Below are 19996 nucleotides of genomic sequence, written 5' to 3'. Positions count from 1 at the left end.
TGAACAGTTCTCATCAACTACGATTATTTTCCGAAACTAGAGCAAATAAAACCATAATTCTGTGGATTGTTATTCCAAACCGATACTATTGATTTGTGGTATGTGCCGACTCGAGAGATTTCCGAAACGTTTACTCATTGCTCACGAAATCGCACGTAAGTGATGCGATGGAAATACCGTGAGACAGTTCTCGCCGTCTGTACGTTGGCACTGTTCGTAACGGTGTTCGGCCGACTGGCGATAAGTCCAGTCGTTACCGACATTGCGGCTGAATTCGACGTCTCTCGCACACTAATCGGTGCTGCATTGACGTGTATGTGGCTCACGTACGCGCTAACGCAGTTTCCTAGTGGCATACTCGCAGACCGATACGGCGAACGGCTCGTTATTCTACTCTCGGTCGCGGGAACGGGTGTCACGACGCTCGTCATCGTAATCGCACCGGGATTCGGCGTCTTCGTTCTCGGGGTCCTGCTCCTCGGCGGCGTCGCCGGACTTCACTACAGCGTGGCGACAACGCTTTTGACCCGAATTTACGACGATACCGGTACTGCAATCGGGATTCACAACTCCGGTGCGCCGCTCGCGGGACTGGCGACGCCGATTCTCATCTCGTGGGTCGCCGTTCGGTATGGGTGGCGCTCCGCCGTCTTTCTCACAGCGATCGTCGCGTTTCTCGTTTTCGCCCTCGCGTTCTGGCGTCTTCGTTCCACCGACCCACCGAATCCCGATAGATCGATGCGCGAACAGTTTCGACTCGAGCCGATACGGACGCTGCTCTCACGGCCACCGATTGTCTTTACGGGGACGATCGCGATAATCACGGAGTTCACCTGGCAGGCTATCGCCTCGTTCTTGCCAGCGTTTTTGGGCCAGTATCACGACTTGTCGAAGACCGTCGCGGGGATCTTGTTCGGCCTGTACTTCCTTTCACAGGGCGTGTTACAGGTCGGCGTCGGTGCCGTTTCGGATCGGTTCGGACGCGACCCCGCGATCGGCATCTGTATGGTTTCGGGTATCGCTGGCTTCGGACTCCTCGTTCTGGGATCTAGACTGTCACTGCTCGTCGTCGGCTCGTTACTGCTCGGAATCGGGATGGGATGGGGAGCAGCAGTCTTCTCTCGGTTGATGGATCGGCTCTCCGAAACCGAGCGAAGCTTCGGATTCGGGCTCTTCAGAACGGTATACATGACGATCGCCGCCTCGGGTTCCGTCGTCGTCGGATTGCTTGCGGATCTATTCGGGTGGGGCGTTTCAATCGGTTTTCTGGCAGTTTTGCTCGCCGTGGTCTGTCTCCTACTCGTTGCTAATTCCGTACTCGATCTCGGATACTGATCCGGTAGCCCACACGTTGGTCGACCAATCCGTTTTCCGCTGTCGATCTCGGCGTCTTTCGCGTCGTATTGGTCTTCAGACCGTTTCGATTTGGTCAACAGTTAATGGGTCGACACTGGTCCTGTCACATTGGCATCTCTCGAGGGTATTCTTGTTCGCTTCCGTTCTTGCCCTCGAGTGAGCTCCCGAACCGGGTCCGTTTGCGTTCTTCTCGCTGGAAGCAGCGTAGTTCTATTCGAAAGGTTTAAAATAACAGACTATTATTCACTAGTATAATGGTAGACGCCCACGGTATCAATATAAGTGGGAACGGTGTACTGACCCGTCGGAACGCGATCAAAGCTCTCGGCGGATCCGGGCTCGCACTGACTGCTGGTTGTCTTAATCGACTTCGGTCAGCCAGTGCGTGGCCGTCGCGAGAGATCGAGATAATCGTCCCGTGGGCGCAAGACGGTGGTGCCGACCGGACGAGTCGAGCAGTCGCGGAGGCTGCCGAATCATACACCAACGTGTCGTGGAACGTCGCAAACCAGACGGGCGAATCCGGCTCGATCGGTATGAACGAGGCAGCAAATTCTGGCAATAGCGGACACACGATTGGCGTCGCGGCGCCCGAAATTACGCTATATGAGCACCTCGATCTGGCTGATCTGAGCCCGGATGACATCACGCCGATCATGCAGTACACGGAGATGCCTGCGGCACTCGTCGTCCACGAAAACTCCGACTTTTCTTCGCTCGGGGAGTTCGTCGATTACGCCGCTGATAACCCAGGTGAGGTTTCGATGGCCCAGTCTGGAAACGGCTCGTCCTGGCACCTCGCCGGCGCTGCTTTCGCTGCTGAAGCGAACATCGAACTTGATTACATTCCACACGACGGTGCCGATCCGGCGATTACGGCGGTTGCCGACGAGGAAGTCGACTGTACCATCGTCGGTGCGCCGGAGGTCCGAACGCGGGTCACGGAGGGCGAACTCGACGCGCTGGGTGTGATGCACGACGAGCAACTCGACGCGTTCCCGGATACGCCGGCGATGGTCGACGAGGGGATCGACATCCAGATCGGTTCCTGGCTCGGCCACTTCGGATCCGGCGGGATGTCCACAGCTCGCCAGGAAGAAATCGCCGGCGTCTACGAATCCGTCTATGACGACGAGGAGTTCTCGACGTTTCTCGACGACAATCACTTTACCAAAATCGAACGCGGTCCCTCGGAGTTCCGAGAGTACCTCGACGAACAGTACGAATATTACGGGTCTCTTGTTGAGAGACTGGATATTCAGGTTTAACGCTCGCGGTCGAACCGTTCGACGATTTCTTTCGCTCGACTTGTCGCCGGGTACCGATCCATCACGGTAGGCACGATATTCTCCGTTTTGTGATCGACGCTGGTCTATTCGGCTCTTACAGGCAACTTCGTTTTCGGATACAGAAGCGAAACAAGAATTTATATCACAGTGTCACCTACGACGAAGCGTGATCGACCGTCATCGTGTCCGGGCCGAAACGCCGACCGCCGAACGAGCACTCGAGGCCGTCGAGGCCGGGATCACCGCCGCCCATCCCCAGACGGTGATCTCCGAGACGGTCTCGGTCGACGACGATACACTTCGGATCGCTTCGGACCGGTTCGATCTCAAGAACTACGACGAGGTTCGCGTTCTCGGCGGCGGAAACGCAGCGGGCCGTGTCGCCAGTGCGCTGGCGGTGGAACTCGGCGAGCACCTCGCTGGTGGACTCGTCGTCACTGACGATCCGGCCGTGGCCGGCCCGATCGAGATGGTCGAGGGCGACCACCCGACGCCGACCGAATCGAACATCGACGGGACGGGTCGACTCATCGAACAGGCTCGAGACTGCGGCGAGGACACCCTCGTCCTCGCGCCGATAACCGGCGGTGGCAGCGCCCTCCTTGCCGCCCCCGTCGATGGGATCACGCTGTCGGACCTTCGCAAGCTCACGGACGCGCTCTTGCGAAGTGGGGCTCCCATCGCGACGATCAACACGGTCAGAAAGCACGTCTCCGCGTTGAAAGGCGGTCAACTCGCACGGGAACTCGCGCCCGCGACGGCCGTCGGACTCGTCTTCAGCGACGTGACCTCCGGCGATCCCTCTGTGGTCGCAAGTGGCCCCCTTTCACCGGATCAGACAACCTACGAGGACGCCCGGAGCGGCCTCCAGACGTACGATGTCGACGTGCCAGACTCGGTCGACGAACACTTGCGCGCCGGCGCGAACGGCGAGATAGACGAGACGCCGATCGTCGGCGACCCGGCATTCGAGTCGGTCTCGGTGTCGGTTCTCGCGGACAATTTCACCGCAGCGTCGGCCGCAGCGGACGTCTGCGACGAGGCCGGCTTCGAGACCGTTATTCTCTCGACGTCCGTGCGCGGGGAGACCCAGTCGGCCGCCAAGACCCACGTCGCGATCGCCGAGGAGATTCGACGCACCGGAAACCCGGTGTCTCCTCCCGCGGCCATCATCTCTGGTGGCGAAACGACGGTGACGATCACGGGCGACGGCATCGGCGGCCCGAATCAAGAGTTCGCGTTGAGCGCGGCCCTCGAGTTACCGTCGGACGTCGTCCTGGCAGCGACCGATACGGACGGTATCGACGGGCCGACCGACTCCGCGGGCAGTCTCGTTACGAGCGAGACGGTTTCGGACCGGATCGAGGCCCACGCGGCGCTGGCCGACAACGACGCGTACACGTACCTCGAGGACCGAAACGCGCTGCTTTTCACGGGACAGACGGGGACGAACGTCAACGATCTTCGCGTCATGCTCGTCACCGAATAGCCGTTCTCTCCTCGCCGGCAGTACGATCATTTAAGTAGATTGGTTACATTCGGTACTGGTATGGGAATACTCCATACCGCGATGGCAGTGTCGGACCTTGAGGCGACGAAAGCCTTCTACGAATCGCTCGGATTCGAACACACGAAGGATTTCAAGCGGCCAGGCGACGATGTCAGAAACTACTTCGTCGGAACCGGATCGGGCGGTGAACTCCAGTTTCGCTACGACGAGAACCGCGAGGAGCCGATCGATCCCTCCGGAATCGATCACCTCGCAATCGGCGTCGAGAACGTCGACGAGGAGGTAGACAGGATCGTGGACGAAACCGACTGTCCAGTGGTGACTGAACCGACGACCATCGATGCAGTCGACACGCGCGTTGCGTTCATCGAAGATCCGGACGGCTACGTTATCGAACTGGTCGAACAATCGTAGTCGAGCGGACGGCTTGCTTACCGGTTTCGAAGTTTCCCACGAATCCAGTTCGTTATTCCCGTTCACCGCTCGGCCGTCGAATCTCAGGTGTATTCCGTATGGCCACTCGCACTGTTCCGTTATGGCTTTCTCCGACACTATTCGACGTTTCTCGCCTGTTTGGTACGGTCGTGTGATGCTCGAACGGTAACTCTGCTGAGTCGCCCGTAGACTGCCGATCTACTTTGCCTTCCCGTGATTTTCCCAATCAGTCTGCTATCCGGACGATCAGTGCGACGCCCGACAGTTAGAATTACATCCCTACGATTGTAACTAAAACCCGGTTCAAGTGCTATCACTACTAGTGAGACCGTGGATACGGCAGGACAATTGTTCGTCGAAGTTCTTCTCGATTCGTCTCTTGAGCGTTCGTCTCGACCCATCCGGCGAGTGTGATCGTCCGAGCGACCCGTTTTCAGTGGGTCCGTGCTCGGATTTACGTAACTGAACTCGTTGTCCTATGGAGAACTCTCTGCTCTGAAATAGTGACAGTAAATTTTTTATAAAACAATACCGTTCTCAAAAACGATTAGCTATATGCTGGGAGATACGCTGCATTCGCCTCGAGTAACTCGTCTACCAGGTCGTCTATCTCCTCGAGCGAACAGACCGCACTCGTCAGCGGATCGAGTTTCACCGCCTATCGCAGCCGTTTTTCGTCTCGCTCGAGTACCGCTTCGACGGCGAGCGATTGGCCGTTGACGTTCGATCGGTTGAGAGCTGCCAGCTGCGACAGGAGGTATCCGATTGTGTATGGGCGAACGCCCGTTCTGTTTGCGGGATAGGGGACTTCGACGAGCGCGTCGTCGGGGACGTTGTGATACGTCTGCCGTCGTTCGGGACGTTCAGATTCATTCGGCGACGCTCGCCGTGTTCGCTCGTGCCGATCCCGCCCGTCACGTACATTCGCCTGCTGGTTATGTTCTCCCAGAGCGTCTCGAGTCGCCCGAGCAACTCTCTGTCGCCGGTTTCGGCGGCGACGTCCGCGACCCAGGAGAAGTAGTACATCGTCCGAACCGCGTGCCCCTCGACCGTCTCTTGTTCGCGAAACGGCTCGTGGGCCTGAGCGTACGAGCCGTCGTATTCGTCTTCTTCGTAGAACGCGCCGCGGGCGTCCGTCGCGATGTCGCCGTCTTCGGGAGCGTACCTTGCGATCGACTCGACGCGTTCAAACTCCCGTTCGAACCGATCGTTCCGCCCGCGCCGGTCGACGAACGTTTTTGTGAGAGTCAGGTAGCGTTGCTCGTCGGTAACGCGTGCGAGTTTCACCAGCGCCAGTTCGATCTCTTGGTGGCCCGGCGCACCGTCGATTCGTCGTCGACCCGCGCGTCGATGTGGTCGGCAAACCGCGACGCCACGTCGAGTAACCTCGAGTCGCTCGTCGCACGAAAGTGGGCGACGGCCGCCTCGATAAGGTGGCCCGCACAGTAGAGTTCGTGCATCATGTTGAGGTTCGTCCAGCGCTCGTCGGGTTCCTCGAGAGTGAAATAGGTATTGATGTACCCGTCACCTTCCTGAGCACCGCGCCGAGGTCGATGACGCCGTCGACTCGTTCTCGGAGTTCGTTCCGACGGCTTTCGTCGAGCCAAGCGTCGGAATCGACATCTCCGCCCGCGAGCACGTAACTGGCCGCCTCGAGCCACTTGTACGCATTCGAGCCGGCGAACCACATCCCTTCGAATCCGTTCGACTCACCGGAAGCGACACGACGGAAGTTCTCGAGACAGCCGCTCGAGTTGCTCGTACTGGTACTCGAGTGTGATCTCGCGGTTCATCTCGATCCAGCCGTTCTAGAACTGATCGTCGATCGATAGTCGGTCAGGTCGACTGACTCCACGCGGGAACTGTCTACCATTGGCTCAGAGCAACACGATGGTTTGCCGTAACGTTTCCCACTTCTCACCCCCTCGCAACGGGTACGGAACTAGTGGGCTACTACGGTCGACATTCGACCGGTAACAATACCTCAAGTAGGATCGAGAAGCGTCAGAACGCGCTATCTGCGAACCCGCCGTCGACGGTGAGCACTTCGCCCGTGACGAACGACGACGCGTCGCTCGAGAGATAGATCGCCGCCCCGATCAGTTCTTCGCGCTCGCCGACTCGTCCCATCGGCGTGCGGTCGTCGATCTTCTCGCGTTTTTCGGTCCCCTCGGCGTAGGTGTCCGCGTTCTGTGGTGTGATGAAAAACCCGGGCGCGATCGCGTTGACGCGAACTTCAGGTGCGAGTTCCTTGGCCGAGGCTCGAGTGAAGGCTTCGACGCCGCCTTTGGCCGCGGAGTACGCCGGGAGGTTCGCCATCGAGAGCCGCGCCGCCAGCGAGGAGATGTTGATGATCGACCCGCCGTCGTCCATCGCGGGCGCGAACACTTGCGTCACGCGCCGCACGCCGTCGAGTGCAACGTCCGTGACGAACTCCCAGTCGTCGTCTTCGATTCCAAGTACCGTCTCTCTCGAGATCGCCCCCTGCGAGGCGACGACGATATCGATGCCGCCGAACGTCTCTCGAGCGACATCGCGGACGTTCTCGAGCGAGTCTCGATCGAGCACGTCACAGGTCACTCGTGCAGTATCTGCGCCCCGTTCTTCGAGCAGTGATGCGGTTTCGTCGACCGCGTCTTGGCTGCGACTCGTCGCGATGACATCCGCGCCGTCGGCTGCGAAACCGACCGCGATCGCCTGTCCAAGCCCGCTCGTACCACCGACGATGACCGCTCGCTTGTCCGCGACCGAAACCGGCGCGTGTGAATAGTCCTGCATGTTCGCACGCTTTTGGCGCTGTACCATCAACGTTTCCATCGCCTGCCGTCGACCGACGTTTTCCATCGGTTGTCACCGCCTGTTGTATCGACGCCAGTCAGATCAGCGAAGTGACCGGGATCCGAAGTATTCATATCGCTATGAGGAAGAGTAAAATTAGTGCATGACTGACGCACGTGTAGCGGTTCATACGGAGGCGACGATCGATCGCATCGAACAGTGGCCAGAACGTCGTTCGAGCGCTCGCAGCGACCCGCTGCCGAACCCGGATACTACCGCCGTCGATACGACCGGATACCGCACCCATTGGTACGACCGGATACTACGATGGGGATCCCGGTTCAGGAGTAGTTGTGCTCGAGTTCGATCACGTTCGCCGCCGCCAGGACCGTCTCGGGGAGGTCCTCGTAGAACCGTTCGTCGCCGACGCGGTGGACCGGACAGGAGACGCTGATGGCCGCCACGCTCCGGTCGTCGTCGTCGGTGATCGGCGCGGCGATACACCGCAGACCGTTGAGTCGTTCCTCCCGATCGATCGCGTACCGATTTTCGCGGATCTCCTCGAGTTCGTCGTGGAGTTCGTCTCGATCCGTGATCGTCTGTGGGGTCTCTCTCGGGAGGCCGTGTTCTTCGATGACCTGCTCTACCTCCGATTCGGATCGGTATCCGAGGATGGCTTTACCGAGGCCCGTACAGTGCAATGGGACGCGTTTCCCCTCGTGCGTGTCGAGTTCGACCGCGTTGTCGCCTTTGGCCTGATAGAGGTAAATCCCTCTGCCGTTCTTTTCGACGAGCAGGTTGACGAGTTCGCCGGTTTCCTCTGCGAGTTTGTCGGCCTGCCCCTGTGCGGTGTCGTAGATCGGTGTTCGGTTCCTGGCGTAGGCACCGAGGCCGAGAAACGCCAGTCCGATGTGGTACTCGTCGCCTTCCTTGTCGACGTACTCGCAGTTCGTCAGCGTCGTGAGGTGATTGTGGACGCCGCTCTTGCCGATGTCGACGCGTTCTGCGATCTCCGAGACGCCAGCACCGTCGAGTTCTTGAATGACCTCGAGAATCTCGAAGGTTCTGCCGACGGTGCGAACGGGATGGTTCGATTCGGCCATACCTTCACATCAAACCGGACCTACATATAATTTGTTCTCTGATAGCAAACCACGTTTCGTATCTCGAGGCCTGGTTCGTTCAGGGTGGAACGACTGGCGCTCGCGACTCGCTGTGCGTTCGAGTGCCGTGGCGACACCGTCGCTCGTGGAATCGGCGAGCGAAAACGGGTTCGGTGCTCGAGAACCGGTCTCCGAGAACTCAGACTTCGACGACTGTGTTCGTGAGCGTCCCGATCTCCTCGATCCCGATTTCGACCACGTCGCCTTTCTGGAGCGTGAACCCCTCCTGTGGGACGAGCGACGTTCCGGTTAGTAACACGGCGACGTCGGGAACGGCGTTGTGCGCGACGAAGTATTCGGTCAGTTCCTCGACCGACCGGACCATCTGCGCCGTGGTCGTCGACTCGTCGTACCGGACCTCCCCGTCGCGCGTGATCGTCATCCACATCTCGAGATCGTGCGGATCGTCGATCGAATCGGCCGACCGGACGCACGGCCCGATTGAGCAACATCGATCGTACACTTTCGCCTGTGGCAGGTAGAGAGGATTCTCTCCTTCAATCGATCGGCTACTCATGTCGTTTCCGACCGTGTAGCCGACGATCTCGCCCCGGGCGAGGACGATGCCGAGTTCGGGCTCTGGCACGTCCCACTCCGAGTCGGCGCGAATGCCGACCGCTTCGTCGGGGCCGACGGTGCGGTTCGGCGTCGCCTTGAAGAAGATCTCCGGTCGATCGTTCTCGTAGACGTCGATGTACATGTCCGGTTTCGAGCTTTCGGCCTGGCGCGCTTTCTCGCTGATCCGGTAGGTAACGCCGGCCGCCCAGATTTCGTCGGCCGAAACCGGGGGTCCGGAACGCCGCTCGTCGATCGTCTCCCTCGAGAGCGTTGCAGCGTCCGCGAGGAGTCGGTCCGCGATCGCGTCGATCGGCTGATCGGCGATGTCGGCCGCAGACAGCAGATCGTCGAACGAGCGCAACCGCGACTTCGCCGCAGTGAGATCGTACACTCCGTCAGCCGTTTCGACCGCGAGGCGGGGTGCTCCGTCCTCGCGAAGCTGGTGGTATCGCATGTGCGTATCGGATCCTTTAGTCGCATCCGTAATAGGTCTGGTGCTCGCCTTCAACCGTCGATTGCCGTGTCGATCGTCATCGGTTGTCGTGTCGATTGGCATCGATACCGGCTCGTTCCCCGAACACCGGACCAGACACGTCAGTCGGCGTCGCTCCCGTGCACTCACACTCGAGGCGGAGAATCATGTCCAAATCATAAGAACCGTATACGAAGAACCCGAAGAGCCACGCGTGACTGAACGCTATCAAAACTACGTAGGCGGCGCGTGGACCGACACAGAAACGGCGGACACCTTCGAGACGACCGATCCATCCGCACCCGCGGAGGTCGTCTCGACCTATCAGCAGTCGAGCACCGACGACGCGAACGCAGCCGTTGAGGCCGCCGCGGCCGCCCAGTCCGAGTGGGCGAACACCCCGGCACCCGAACGCGGCGCGATCCTTCGGGAAGCCGGTTCGATCCTGGCCGACCGAAAGGACGAACTGACCGAACTACTCACTCGTGAAGAGGGCAAAACCCACGCTGAAGCGGGCGGCGAAGTCCAGCGTGCGATCGACATCTTCTATTACTACGCCGAGAAGACCCGAGATCTCGGCGGCTCGGTCAAATCCGCGAGCGGGCCGCGGACGAACCTCTACACCGTCGACGAACCGGTCGGCGTCACCGCGCTGATCACGCCGTGGAACTATCCCATCGCGATCCCCGCCTGGAAGCTCGCACCCGCGCTGGCGACCGGCAACGCCGTCGTGCTCAACCCCGCGTCGGTCGCGCCGGGCGTCGCGCTCGAGTTGTTCAAGGCCCTCGACGAGGCCGGCCTCCCCGACGGCGTCGCGAACGTCGTCACCGGTCCGGGTAGCACGGTTGGCGACGCGATCATCACCCACGACGACGTCGACGCGGTATCCTTCACCGGCTCCGGCGAAGTCGGTCACATGGTCTACGACAAGGCCACCGACGACGGCAAGCGCGTCCAGACCGAACTCGGCGGCAAGAATCCGACGGTCGTCACCGACAGTGCAGACGTCGAGGAGGCCGCCGAAATCGTCGCCTCGGGCGCGTTCGGCGTTACGGGCCAAGCCTGTACGGCCTGCTCCCGTGCGATCGTCCACACGGACGTCTACGACGAGTTCGTCGACGCCGTCGTCGCCGAAGCTGAGTCGATAGAAATCGGTCCCGGCGACGAGTACGAGATGGGCCCGCAGGTGACCGAGAGCGAACTCGAGGGCACCCTCGAGTACATCGACGTCGCAGAACAGGAGGGGGCGACCCTCGAGACCGGCGGCGGCCAACCCGACGGCGAGCGCTTCGAGGACGGCTACTACGTCGAACCGACCGTCTTCTCGGACGTCGACAACGACTACCAGATCGCACAGGAGGAAGTCTTCGGTCCGGTCCTCGCCGTGATCGAAGTCGAAGATTACGAGGCGGGCGTCGAGGCGGCCAACGACGTCCAATACGGCCTGTCGGCGAGCATCGTCACGGACGACCACACGGAAGCCGAGCGGTTCGTTCGCGAAGTCGAGGCGGGCGTCGCCAAGATCAACGCGAAGACGACCGGCCTCGAACTGCACGTTCCGTTCGGCGGGTTCAAGCAGTCCTCGAGCGAAACCTGGCGCGAACAGGGCGACGCCGGAATCGACTTCTACACGATCGAGAAGACGGTCTACGACACGTTCTAAGGATCTCAACCGCTGCTTTTCTTCGTATTGGTTGCCGCCGCTCGCTTCCGATTACTCGTTTCTCGCGGCCCAGCGGATCCCCCGCTCGAGCAGCCTCTGAACCCCGTCGTTTCTGAGCCCCGGAAGGTCGTGTCCGAGCGAGCAGTAGAACACACGGCCGTCGGCGAACGACTTGGCCCACGGGACCGGCATATCTCCGTTTTCCGGATGATCCATGCGCGCGATCACCCGCACGTCGTCGTACTCGAGCACGTAGGGTTCGTCCCACACCGTAAACCCGTCCAGATCGGCGGTGATCGGGTGGGGCTATCGACGACGTTCACGCCGAACGCAGATTGTTCGGGGTGGCCGAGAAAGTGCCCACCGATGAGCTCGCGGAGCCCGGAGATCGCCTCCTCGAGCCGTTCGTCGGTGGTGGTCGTGAGGTCCGCCGCGCCGTGGATACCGACGTACCACCACCGGATTCGACGAACGAGCGTAATCCGGACTCCTGGGACTCGTTCAGCGTGCTGTCGGTCGTGATATCCACGACGGCGTCGTACTCGCGGATTCGTTCTGCGCGCAGAACATCGCGATCGGTGGTTACCTCCGCGTCGATGCCGCGGTCGCGCAGCGATCGCTCGAGGACCGGTCCGAGTCGCTCGATTCGATGAAACGGGAACCGATTCCCGCCGAGAACTACGGTTTTGGGTTCGTGTATTACCATCCCCTTTTCACGCAGGGGTTACAATCTATTGTAGCTGTTCTATCACTTCCCGCTCGTCGTCCCGTAACCGACATGCCAAACGTGATATACCATGAGAGGCAAACGGGTAACGTATGCCGAACTACCGGACGTTACGCGATCCGAACGCAGAGTATACGATGCGCGACCTGTCCGCCGAGACGATGGACCTTTCGGCCGACAGAGGCCCGCGTGATGTCGAGATAACCGACGTGCAGACGACGATGGTTGACGGGAACTACCCCTGGATTCTCGTCCGCGTCTACACCGACGCGGGTCTCGTGGGCACGGGCGAATCGTACTGGGGCGGCGGCGACGATGCGATCATCGAACGGATGGCCCCGTTCCTGATCGGCGAGAACCCGCTCGACATCGACCGACTGTACGAACATCTCATCCAGAAGATGTCCGGCGAGGGCTCGATTTCGGGCAAGGTCATCTCGGCGATCTCGGGCATCGAAATCGCGCTGCACGACGTAGCCGGCAAGATCCTCGAGTTGCCCGCCTACCAACTCGTCGGCGGCAAGTACCGCGACGAGGTGCGGGTCTACTGTGACTTACACACCGAAGACGAGGCGAATCCCATCGCCTGTGCGGACGAGGGCGAACGCGTCGTCGAAGAACTCGGCTACGACGCGATCAAGTTCGACCTTGACGTTCCCTCGGGCCACGAGAAGGACCGGGCGAACCGCCACCTGCGCGGCCCCGAGATCGACCACAAAGTCGAGATCGTCCGCGAGGTCACCGAACGCGTCGGCGATCGGGCCGACGTCGCCTTCGACTGTCACTGGTCGTTCACCGCCGGATCGGCGAAGCGGCTCGCGCGCGAACTCGAGGCCTACGACGTCTGGTGGCTCGAGGATCCGGTCCCGCCGGAGAACCACGACGTCCAGCAGGAGGTCACCCAGTCGACGACGACGCCGATCACCGTCGGCGAGAACGTCTACCGGACCCACGGACAGCGCCGACTTATCGAAAACCAGTCGCTCGATATCATCGCGCCGGACCTCCCGCGCGTGGGCGGCATGCGCGAGACCAGAAAGATAGCCGACCTCGCGGACCTGTACTACGTCCCGGTGGCGATGCACAACGTCTCTTCGCCGATCGGCACGATGGCGTCCGCGCAGGTCGCCGCGGCGATTCCGAACTCCCTCGCGCTCGAGTATCACTCCTACCAGCTGGGCTGGTGGGAAGACTTAGTCGAGGAGGACGGACTGATCGAGGACGGCCGCATGGAAGTGCCCGAGAAACCCGGCCTCGGACTGACGCTGGATCTCGACGCGGTCGAAGAACACATGGTCGAGGGCGAGACCCTCTTCGACGAGGCGTAACCCCCATCCGTTCGCCGTTCGCTGATCGCCGATTACCGGCCGCCGGACACTGATTTTCGATCGAACGTTCTCGAGTTCGTCGCGGCGAGACTCACGCACGCACGGGGTACTCGAGTACGCGGTGGCCCGCTGTCATCACCGGTGATCGTTCACTCGAGCGATAGCCACGAGTGTCCATCGGCTCCACTTCACCGCGACTTGCGTGCCCAGTGGTTGTTCTCGAAACCGCACTCTTATTTCGCTCGTCACTCGTGTTTCCACTGGATTTTCCTCTCCGGTTTAGAATACGGTATTCTCTATTACAGAACACCTACAATTATATACAGAATTTAGTGCGTTAGCCGTTGACTATCTGACACCCCTTCGGTCATCTCGAACTGCTTAATCGACGAATAAAGGGACTATACAACGAGTTACTGTTGGTTTGTGGAATCGTATTACGACCGGCTGTCGGTAGTAATAGCCAAATTATTACGAATGTATGATTGTAAATAATGGCTGCTTTTATCGGACGATTACGATTTTCAGTGCCTCGGAAGTTTTTCGAAACGCTATCTTCGTTCTCCTTTTCGACAGTAGAATTTTGAGAAAAAGAACAGTACCTCCGTTACTGAGAATGTTCCTTCGAGTATTCCGGTTGCCGCCGTCCCAACTAGCGATCACGTCAATCGCGGACCGTTCGGCCTCGACTCGTCTCGAGCACACCGAACGATTTTATTTGCCTCGGTCGAAACGGCTCCCCCATGGAAACCAATACCGTGCTTGGCCGGTTCGAAGAACGCGACTGGGAGACCGGGGTCGACGGCACCCTTCGATTTGCGCTCGTCGGACTCGGCTGGTGGACGGTCGATGTCGTTCTCCCCGCCATCGAGCAGACGTCCCACTGCGAAACGACCGTCCTCGTCAGTTCGACACAGGAGAAAGCAGACCGTCTGGCCGACGAACACGATATCGAACGGGGGCTCACCTACGACGACTTCCACGACGGGGCCGGCGTTGACGCCTACGACGCGGTCTACGTCGGGACCCCCAACGCGTTCCACCTCGAGTACGTCGAGACCGCCGCCGAACTCGGGAAGGCCGTCCTCTGTGAGAAACCCCTCGAGGCCACCGTCGAACGAGCCGAGCGACTCGTCGAGGCGGCCGAAGCGGCCGACATTCCGCTGATGACGGCCTACCGGATGCACACCGAGCCGGCCGTCCGCAGAGCGAAGGAACTCATCGACGACGGCTTCATCGGGGAGCCGACCCACGTCTACGGGAACAACACCCAGCCGATCCTCGAGATGAACCCCGATCCGGACCAGTGGCGGCTCGATTCCGACGTCACCGGCTACGGAACGTCGGTGATGGATCTGGGAATTTACCCGATCAACACGGCCCGATTCCTGCTCGAGCGCGATCCGATCGACGTCACCGCCCGGATGTCCTCGTCTGCGGACGCTTTCGACGACGTCCCCGACCAGAACGCGACGTTCACGCTCACGCTCGAGGGCGATCTGCCGCTGGTCTGTACGACGAGCCAGCACGCACAGACGGATACGCAGCTCAAGATCATCGGTACCGAGGGATCGATCGAACTCGCACCGGCCTTCCACGGCGAGGCGACGCTTCACCTCTCGTCGGGCAGCCTCCGCGCCGAGATCGAGGACGTCGACTACGGCGCCGTCGAGGAGATGCGCGAGGAGTTCGATTACTTCGCCGACCGCGTCCTCGGCGACGCGCCGATCCTCCCGGACGGTCGACACGGACTCGCGGACATGCGGACGATTCGGGCCGTCCATCGGGCGGCCGAACGCGACGAACGAGTCGAGATCGAGTAACGCCGTTCCGACCCGCTTCTGGCGCGGTGAGACTCGGCGTCCGGTCTCGAGTCCAATAGAATTATATCCTCTCGCCCGGCATTCAACTGCATGCGTGGACTTGCGAAAACGAGCCGAGAGCACGGCCACATGGAACTCGTCGAACGGGAGCGTCCCGATCCGGGGCCAGGCGAGGCGCTGATCGAAGTCGATTACGCGGGTCTCTGTGGCAGCGACGCGGGGATCTACGAGTTCGAGTCTGCGTTCGAACGGATGGAACTGCCGACGATCATCGGTCACGAGTACACCGGAACCGTCGTCGAAACCGCCGACGGCGTCACCGAATTCCAGGTGGGCGATCGGGTCGTCGAACGCCCGATCCGAGGCTGTGGCGAGTGTTACCAGTGCAAGATGGGCGAGGAGAACGTCTGTCAGAACGCGGTCATCACCGGCGTCGATCACGACGGAGCCTACGCCGGCTACATCGCGGTTCCGGAGACGGCGCTACAGCACGTTCAGGACGGCGTCGACCCGAAACACGCCGCGCTGGTCGAACCGACGAGCATCGGCGCCAGAGCGGTCATCCAGAACTCTCGCGTCGGCGCGGGCGATCGCGTGCTCGTTGCCGGCCCCGGTCCGATCGGCCTGCTGACGGCACAGATCGCAGACTCGCAGGGCGGGGACGTCGTCGTCGCCGGCGTCGGCAGCGACACGAGTTATCGCCTTCCACTCGCCGAGGAACTCGGCTTCCCGACGCTCAACGTCGAAGCCGACGATCTCGCTGGCGTTCGCGAGGAGTTGACCGACGGCGCGGGCTACGACGTCGTCTTCGATACGACGGGCCACCCTTCCGGTCTGCCGATGGCGGTCGAGGAAGTCCGCAAGGGCGGCCAGATCGTCATGATCGGCCAGACCGGCGAGACCACGATGGCGTACTCGCCGCTGGTTCGTTCCGAGATCGATCTGCAGTGTTCGTACGCCTCGACCTGGGAGGATTTCGAGCGCTCGCTGCGACTCATCGAATCCGGCGACGTCGACCTCGAGACGTTCCTCGACGACCGGTATTCACTGCTCGAGGCCGACGAGGCCTTCGAGTCGTTCGTCGCGGGCGAGACCTGCAAACCGGTCTTCGACGTGAGCGCGCTCAGAGCGTGAGTCGCCGACTCTCCCAGGACAAAAGCAGTTGAAACCGACGTTGACCGCCTTCGTGTTCGATTTTCCGTGGACTCCGTTTGTTACGATTGTAGCCCCGTTGACCTTGAGGCGGCTCTCACGGTACAGAACCGATTCCGTATACAGTTTCAGCTCTGGCGGCTGTCGATTGCACGCGGTGAATCGCCCGCGAACCTATTTACCCACCGACGTGATAGCGGGTTCCATGACTATCGTGGCAGCCATCGACGGGGAAAACGGCTCGAGTAGCGTCCTCTCGGAAGCCCAGACGCTCGCCGAACGGTTCGGCGAACCGCTCGAGGTGCTCCTCGTCTACGAGGCGGACGACCACGCGTATCTCGTCAATCAATATCTAAACGAGCGAGACACGCTTTCGGACGACAGAGCGCAGGAACTCGCCGAGGAAGTCGTCGCCGACGTCGCGGCGGATGCGATCGACGAGTACGAACCGGTCGGGCGCGTGGGAGATCCCGCAGAAGAGATCCTCGATCGAGCAGCGGCCGTCGATGCCAGATACATCGTTATCGGCGGCAGACCGCGATCGCCAGTCGGGAAAGCGCTGTTCGGGAGCGTCACCCAGTCCGTCTTGCTCGATGCCGATCGTCCGGTCGTCACCGTGATGGTCGAGCCCTGAGAGTGTGGTTCGCGTTCGAAATCGCCTGTGTCCGATTCGCCACCGTCGAAGATTCCCCCTCTATAGGTGATTCGACGCTCGATGCACGATTCGACACTCGACCCGGGGAGATGAATTTACACTGGCGACGAAAAATGGTGGGTATGGCGTCTGACGACTTGCTAACACACCACCCCATAGACGACTCGGCGCTCGCCGACGCGACGGTTCTCGTCGACCCCGGTGGGAACGATGCGGACCCGATCGATCCGAAATTGTTCGGGAAGTTCGGCGAATACCTCTACTCGAGGCGAAACGCGAAGAACGCGTTTTCGGCCCAGATTCTGCACAACCCGACCTCCGTCGACTGGAAATTTCAAGTTGGAGACCCGGCCGTCGACGGCGACCGGCCGTCCACAATCCCGACACGAAGTCCGACTGAATCCGTGCGTACGCGTCCGAGCGGGACTATCTCGACGGCGATCGAATGGTCGAAGCCTACCACCGCGCGACTGCGCTCTGGTGGTTCCCGGTCGGTGACGACGGCGTCGAGGTCACCACGAGCCCCGACGTCGGAATCGCCGGCGATCGCGCACAGCGCCTCGAGATAGCGCCGAGCGATACCGGCGATCCGATCGAGTCGATCGACGATCGGACGAGGCCCCCGCCAGCATCGCGCAGTGGTGTTCGCTGCCAACTCACCGGACGCGTCGGTTCGAGGGATCGCTCACGGCAACGCGCTGTGACGCCGACGACGGCCGCGATCTCGATACACGAGGTCGACTCGTCGGGCCGTCTCGAGACCACCTTCGCCGACACCACGGTGTCCGTAGATAAATCGTAGGACAGCGCCGACTTCGAACTCGAGTTACCCGACGATTTCGAGGCGTCGGCTAAGTCGCTCTTCGCCGTCAGTCTGCGGACGGAATCGACGGCGAATCTCGTGATCGATACGGTCCGATTGTCTCCGACCGATCACGTCGGAACAGCGGACCCGGAGGTGATCGACTTCCTGCGCGAGGCTGACTTGCCCGTCTTCAGGTGGCCCGGTGGGAACCACGTACGCGGTCTCTGCCGTCGTGATCGCCCTGTTCGCCGATCAGATCGTTACTCTGTTCGCCGACGATCCGACGAGTGCCGCCGTCCCCATCGCAACCAACCTCGTCTACGCCGCCTGCGTCGCCGTCCTCTTTCAGGGCGTGACGGCCGCTGCCGCGGGCCCCTCGGCGCGACGACGAGCCTGGGCTACTGGGGACTGTATCTCTCGTTCGTGGCCGAAAAGATCGTTCCCGCGGTGATCAACTAGTGGCGATTCCGAACGAACAAGTGGAAGTCCATCAGCGAGGCGTTTCGACCGGAGGCGAGCATCGCCGACGATTGAGGGGTTCGCTCGAGGAGGATCAACTACTCCGAGCGATTCGCGCCGACCGACTTCGACAAATGTCGTAGTAACATTTTAGGTTTTGTCGATTGATAGACCGTCCATGGAATTCGTCTGCCCCCAGTGTGCTGAACCTGTTGCGGTCGGTACCAAGCCGTCGTGCTGTAAACAGTGCGGTTTCGTCCCGCGGCTCGGCGCCGACTGACGGCTCGAGCGTACACGACAGGTAGCTCGTCCGTCCCATACACAGACTCTCTGGCTTCGGTATTTAGGGATTCCGACGCCGGTGTCGCTGGCTCCGATGCCCGCTGTATACCACAGAAGTCTTTTCCCGAGTATTACGTCAAATTTTCGCCGAACTCGAGCGGACACGAACACAACCATTTGTCGACATCGCGATACCGCAAATCCGCTCTCGATCGACACGAGAATCGACACACGGGCCTTCGAGAGGATCGAGTACTGAGCCCCTTCTTCTGGCCGCGTATCGTCGATCTGGCTGGCTCGAATAGTCGAGAGGTGTATCGGTTGAAACTCGTTGGTTTGTCGATTGAGGCCGGTTATCGGCCCGTGGCACTCCAATAAGAAATCGACTGTAGAATGCCGTGGATGAGGCCCGTTCGTGATGTCGTGTGTAACGGGACTCCTATTATAACGGGATTCCATTTTTGATTCGTCCACGGCTCAGTTCGGTTCGACGGAGACGCGCTCGCCCCGTCGTGCCGAATCGTAGGCCGCCTCCGTGAGCGCTGTCGCACGAAGTGCGTCCGTCGCCGTTGCGGGCGGTTCCGTTCCTATTCTAACTGACTCGACGAAGGCGTCCACCTTGTCGTAGGACGAAAGTCCCGCCGCGACCGACCGTCGAACGTCGCCGCTCGAGTCGGTTATCGTCACGTTCCGGTCTGTCCAGCCGCTCCCCTCGAGCAGACAGCGGCCGCCGTCGCCGCGGACGGCGATCCGTTCCGTAACGTCGGGCGAGTCGCCGGAGACGGTGATGTTCGCGACGGTTCCGCGCTCGAATCGAACCGACAGCGCCGCCTGCACGTCCACCGGCGGTTCGTCGTGGAACGCCATCTCCGCGCTCACCCGCGTCGGAACGTCGTCGAGCAGCCAGATGACGGCATCGAGCAGGTGGCTCCCGCTATCGTAGAGCTGGCCGCCGCCGCTGAGATCGGGGTCCATCCGCCAGCTGTCGGCGACGGTTTCGACCCAGTCCTGGGTTAACTCCGCGGTCACGAGTTTCGGTTCGAGATCGCCCGCTGCGATCGTCTCTCGGATCGCGACGTAGGCCGGATTGACGTGGCGCTGGTAGCCGACCATCAGTACCCGATCGCTTTCCTCGACTCTCCGCGCCAGATCGCACGCTCGCTCGAGCCCCGGCGTGAGCGGTTTTTCACAGAAGACGTGGACGCCCTCCTCGAGCGCCGCTATCGTCTGCTCGTGGTGGAACTCGTGGGGTGAACTGATCTGGACGGCATCGAGCCCCTCGCGCTCGAGCATCGACCGGTGGTTCTCGTACTGGTGTGACGGGGATACCTCGAGCGTCTCTCCCGCCCGGGTTCGACTCTCCGACGAGACGTCCGCGAGCGCAACGACCTCGGCGTCCGAGTGTTCGTGGAACTGTTCTGCGATGTGGGTTCCCCAGCCGCCGGTGCCGATGATTCCAGTTTGGAGTGGGTCTGCCATACGCAGTAGTCGCGATCCAGCCTGAAAAACGATTCCGGGGCTTTCGGTAGGTGCGACCGCGC

General features: G+C 60.9%; 18 protein-coding genes and 2 pseudogenes. 11 read left to right on the top strand and 9 right to left on the bottom strand.

From position 1 onward, the window contains the following. Nucleotides 1-162: 162 nt before the first annotated feature. The 4 genes from BM348_RS14940 to BM348_RS14925 all read left to right on the top strand — a co-directional run bounded on the left by BM348_RS14940 (nucleotide 163) and on the right by BM348_RS14925 (nucleotide 4569). A complete protein-coding gene (locus BM348_RS14940) occupies nucleotides 163-1335 on the top strand; it encodes an MFS transporter (RefSeq protein ID WP_092905950.1) in 1173 nt (390 codons plus the stop codon). A gap of 275 nt (nucleotides 1336-1610) precedes the next feature. After that, nucleotides 1611-2624: a Bug family tripartite tricarboxylate transporter substrate binding protein gene (locus BM348_RS14935; RefSeq protein ID WP_092905948.1), complete on the top strand. Its 1014-nt coding sequence runs from the start codon at nucleotides 1611-1613 to the stop codon at nucleotides 2622-2624. Between the two features lie 187 nt (nucleotides 2625-2811). Next, a complete protein-coding gene (locus BM348_RS14930; RefSeq protein ID WP_092905946.1) occupies nucleotides 2812-4134 on the top strand; it encodes a glycerate kinase type-2 family protein in 1323 nt (440 codons plus the stop codon). Between the two features lie 60 nt (nucleotides 4135-4194). After that, a complete protein-coding gene (locus BM348_RS14925) occupies nucleotides 4195-4569 on the top strand; it encodes a VOC family protein (RefSeq protein WP_092905944.1) in 375 nt (124 codons plus the stop codon). 679 nt (nucleotides 4570-5248) lie between these two features. Here the strand turns inward: BM348_RS14925 and BM348_RS22445 are convergent. From BM348_RS22445 to BM348_RS14905, 6 genes and pseudogenes are all read right to left on the bottom strand, one after another. Continuing rightward, nucleotides 5249-5539 (bottom strand): family 4 glycosyl hydrolase, encoded by a 291-nt coding sequence (locus BM348_RS22445; protein WP_394328107.1) that lies wholly within the window; start codon nucleotides 5537-5539, stop codon nucleotides 5249-5251. Then, a pseudogene (locus BM348_RS14920) lies at nucleotides 5539-6107 on the bottom strand (beta-L-arabinofuranosidase domain-containing protein); the annotation flags it as partial. The pseudogene BM348_RS14920 and the gene BM348_RS22445, both read right to left, overlap by 1 nt. Continuing rightward, a complete protein-coding gene (locus tag BM348_RS21875) occupies nucleotides 6050-6280 on the bottom strand; it encodes a hypothetical protein (RefSeq protein ID WP_245779505.1) in 231 nt (76 codons plus the stop codon). The pseudogene BM348_RS14920 and the gene BM348_RS21875, both read right to left, overlap by 58 nt. Before the next feature lie 314 nt (nucleotides 6281-6594). Beyond that, nucleotides 6595-7368, bottom strand: coding sequence for an SDR family oxidoreductase (locus tag BM348_RS14915; RefSeq protein ID WP_092906404.1), 774 nt, complete (start codon nucleotides 7366-7368; stop codon nucleotides 6595-6597). Between the two features lie 341 nt (nucleotides 7369-7709). Further along, nucleotides 7710-8471 carry an IclR family transcriptional regulator gene (locus tag BM348_RS14910; protein ID WP_092905942.1) on the bottom strand — a complete coding sequence of 254 codons (762 nt, stop codon included), beginning with the start codon at nucleotides 8469-8471 and terminating at the stop codon, nucleotides 7710-7712. Between the two features lie 199 nt (nucleotides 8472-8670). Next, entirely contained in the window at nucleotides 8671-9543 is an 873-nt protein-coding gene (locus tag BM348_RS14905) for a fumarylacetoacetate hydrolase family protein (protein WP_092905940.1), read from the bottom strand. 232 nt (nucleotides 9544-9775) lie between these two features. Here BM348_RS14905 and xacF point away from each other — a divergent pair, with 232 nt between their 5' ends. After that, nucleotides 9776-11224: a 2,5-dioxovalerate dehydrogenase gene (gene xacF, locus BM348_RS14900; RefSeq protein WP_092906402.1), complete on the top strand. Its 1449-nt coding sequence runs from the start codon at nucleotides 9776-9778 to the stop codon at nucleotides 11222-11224. 51 nt (nucleotides 11225-11275) lie between these two features. Here the strand turns inward: xacF and BM348_RS22225 are convergent, their stop codons facing one another. Together BM348_RS22225 and BM348_RS22220 are read right to left on the bottom strand one after the other, a co-directional pair. Then, a complete protein-coding gene (locus BM348_RS22225) occupies nucleotides 11276-11494 on the bottom strand; it encodes a ThuA domain-containing protein (protein WP_217642026.1) in 219 nt (72 codons plus the stop codon). A 49-nt stretch (nucleotides 11495-11543) separates the two neighbouring features. Further along, nucleotides 11544-11930, bottom strand: a complete 387-nt coding sequence (locus BM348_RS22220) for a ThuA domain-containing protein (RefSeq protein ID WP_217642025.1) — start codon at nucleotides 11928-11930, stop codon at nucleotides 11544-11546. Between the two features lie 113 nt (nucleotides 11931-12043). Here BM348_RS22220 and BM348_RS14890 point away from each other — a divergent pair, with 113 nt between their 5' ends. The 6 genes and pseudogenes from BM348_RS14890 to BM348_RS14860 form a co-directional block, all read left to right on the top strand. Next, the gene (locus BM348_RS14890; RefSeq protein ID WP_092905938.1) at nucleotides 12044-13279 is read left to right on the top strand and encodes a mandelate racemase/muconate lactonizing enzyme family protein; all 1236 of its coding nucleotides are present in this window, start codon (nucleotides 12044-12046) and stop codon (nucleotides 13277-13279) included. A 743-nt stretch (nucleotides 13280-14022) separates the two neighbouring features. Beyond that, nucleotides 14023-15102, top strand: coding sequence for a D-xylose 1-dehydrogenase Gfo6 (gfo6, locus tag BM348_RS14885; protein ID WP_092905936.1), 1080 nt, complete (start codon nucleotides 14023-14025; stop codon nucleotides 15100-15102). 90 nt (nucleotides 15103-15192) lie between these two features. Then, nucleotides 15193-16236 carry a zinc-dependent alcohol dehydrogenase gene (locus tag BM348_RS14880; RefSeq protein WP_092905934.1) on the top strand — a complete coding sequence of 348 codons (1044 nt, stop codon included), beginning with the start codon at nucleotides 15193-15195 and terminating at the stop codon, nucleotides 16234-16236. 223 nt (nucleotides 16237-16459) lie between these two features. After that, nucleotides 16460-16888, top strand: coding sequence for a universal stress protein (locus BM348_RS14875; RefSeq protein ID WP_092905932.1), 429 nt, complete (start codon nucleotides 16460-16462; stop codon nucleotides 16886-16888). Nucleotides 16889-17354: 466 nt separating this feature from the next. Then, nucleotides 17355-17711 carry a hypothetical protein gene (locus tag BM348_RS14870; RefSeq protein ID WP_092905931.1) on the top strand — a complete coding sequence of 119 codons (357 nt, stop codon included), beginning with the start codon at nucleotides 17355-17357 and terminating at the stop codon, nucleotides 17709-17711. 214 nt (nucleotides 17712-17925) lie between these two features. After that, nucleotides 17926-18248, top strand: a pseudogene (locus tag BM348_RS14860) (MATE family efflux transporter); the annotation flags it as partial. Nucleotides 18249-18932: 684 nt separating this feature from the next. Here the strand turns inward: BM348_RS14860 and BM348_RS14855 are convergent. Then, complete coding sequence (locus BM348_RS14855) at nucleotides 18933-19934, bottom strand: Gfo/Idh/MocA family protein (protein ID WP_092905927.1); 1002 nt, start codon at nucleotides 19932-19934, stop codon at nucleotides 18933-18935. Between the last annotated feature and the right edge of the window lie 62 nt (nucleotides 19935-19996).

Source organism: Halostagnicola kamekurae (assembly GCF_900116205.1).
Classification (GTDB): Archaea; Halobacteriota; Halobacteria; order Halobacteriales; family Natrialbaceae; genus Halostagnicola; species Halostagnicola kamekurae.
This window is presented reverse-complemented; position numbering and strand designations above follow the sequence as displayed.

Bases quoted from the DNA above. Each gene is read 5' to 3' on its own strand.
- BM348_RS14855 (WP_092905927.1), bottom strand. From the start codon at position 19,934: ATGGCAGACCCACTCCAAACTGGAATCATCGGCACCGGCGGCTGGGGA.
- BM348_RS14880 (WP_092905934.1), top strand. From the start codon at position 15,193: ATGCGTGGACTTGCGAAAACGAGCCGAGAGCACGGCCACATGGAACTC.
- BM348_RS22220 (WP_217642025.1), bottom strand. From the start codon at position 11,930: ATGGTAATACACGAACCCAAAACCGTAGTTCTCGGCGGGAATCGGTTC.
- BM348_RS14905 (WP_092905940.1), bottom strand. From the start codon at position 9,543: ATGCGATACCACCAGCTTCGCGAGGACGGAGCACCCCGCCTCGCGGTC.
- BM348_RS14870 (WP_092905931.1), top strand. From the start codon at position 17,355: ATGGTCGAAGCCTACCACCGCGCGACTGCGCTCTGGTGGTTCCCGGTC.
- BM348_RS14915 (WP_092906404.1), bottom strand. From the start codon at position 7,368: ATGCAGGACTATTCACACGCGCCGGTTTCGGTCGCGGACAAGCGAGCG.
- BM348_RS14875 (WP_092905932.1), top strand. From the start codon at position 16,460: ATGACTATCGTGGCAGCCATCGACGGGGAAAACGGCTCGAGTAGCGTC.
- BM348_RS21875 (WP_245779505.1), bottom strand. From the start codon at position 6,280: ATGTGGTTCGCCGGCTCGAATGCGTACAAGTGGCTCGAGGCGGCCAGT.
- BM348_RS14890 (WP_092905938.1), top strand. From the start codon at position 12,044: ATGCCGAACTACCGGACGTTACGCGATCCGAACGCAGAGTATACGATG.
- BM348_RS14940 (WP_092905950.1), top strand. From the start codon at position 163: ATGCGATGGAAATACCGTGAGACAGTTCTCGCCGTCTGTACGTTGGCA.
- BM348_RS14925 (WP_092905944.1), top strand. From the start codon at position 4,195: ATGGGAATACTCCATACCGCGATGGCAGTGTCGGACCTTGAGGCGACG.
- BM348_RS14935 (WP_092905948.1), top strand. From the start codon at position 1,611: ATGGTAGACGCCCACGGTATCAATATAAGTGGGAACGGTGTACTGACC.
- gfo6 (WP_092905936.1), top strand. From the start codon at position 14,023: ATGGAAACCAATACCGTGCTTGGCCGGTTCGAAGAACGCGACTGGGAG.
- BM348_RS14910 (WP_092905942.1), bottom strand. From the start codon at position 8,471: ATGGCCGAATCGAACCATCCCGTTCGCACCGTCGGCAGAACCTTCGAG.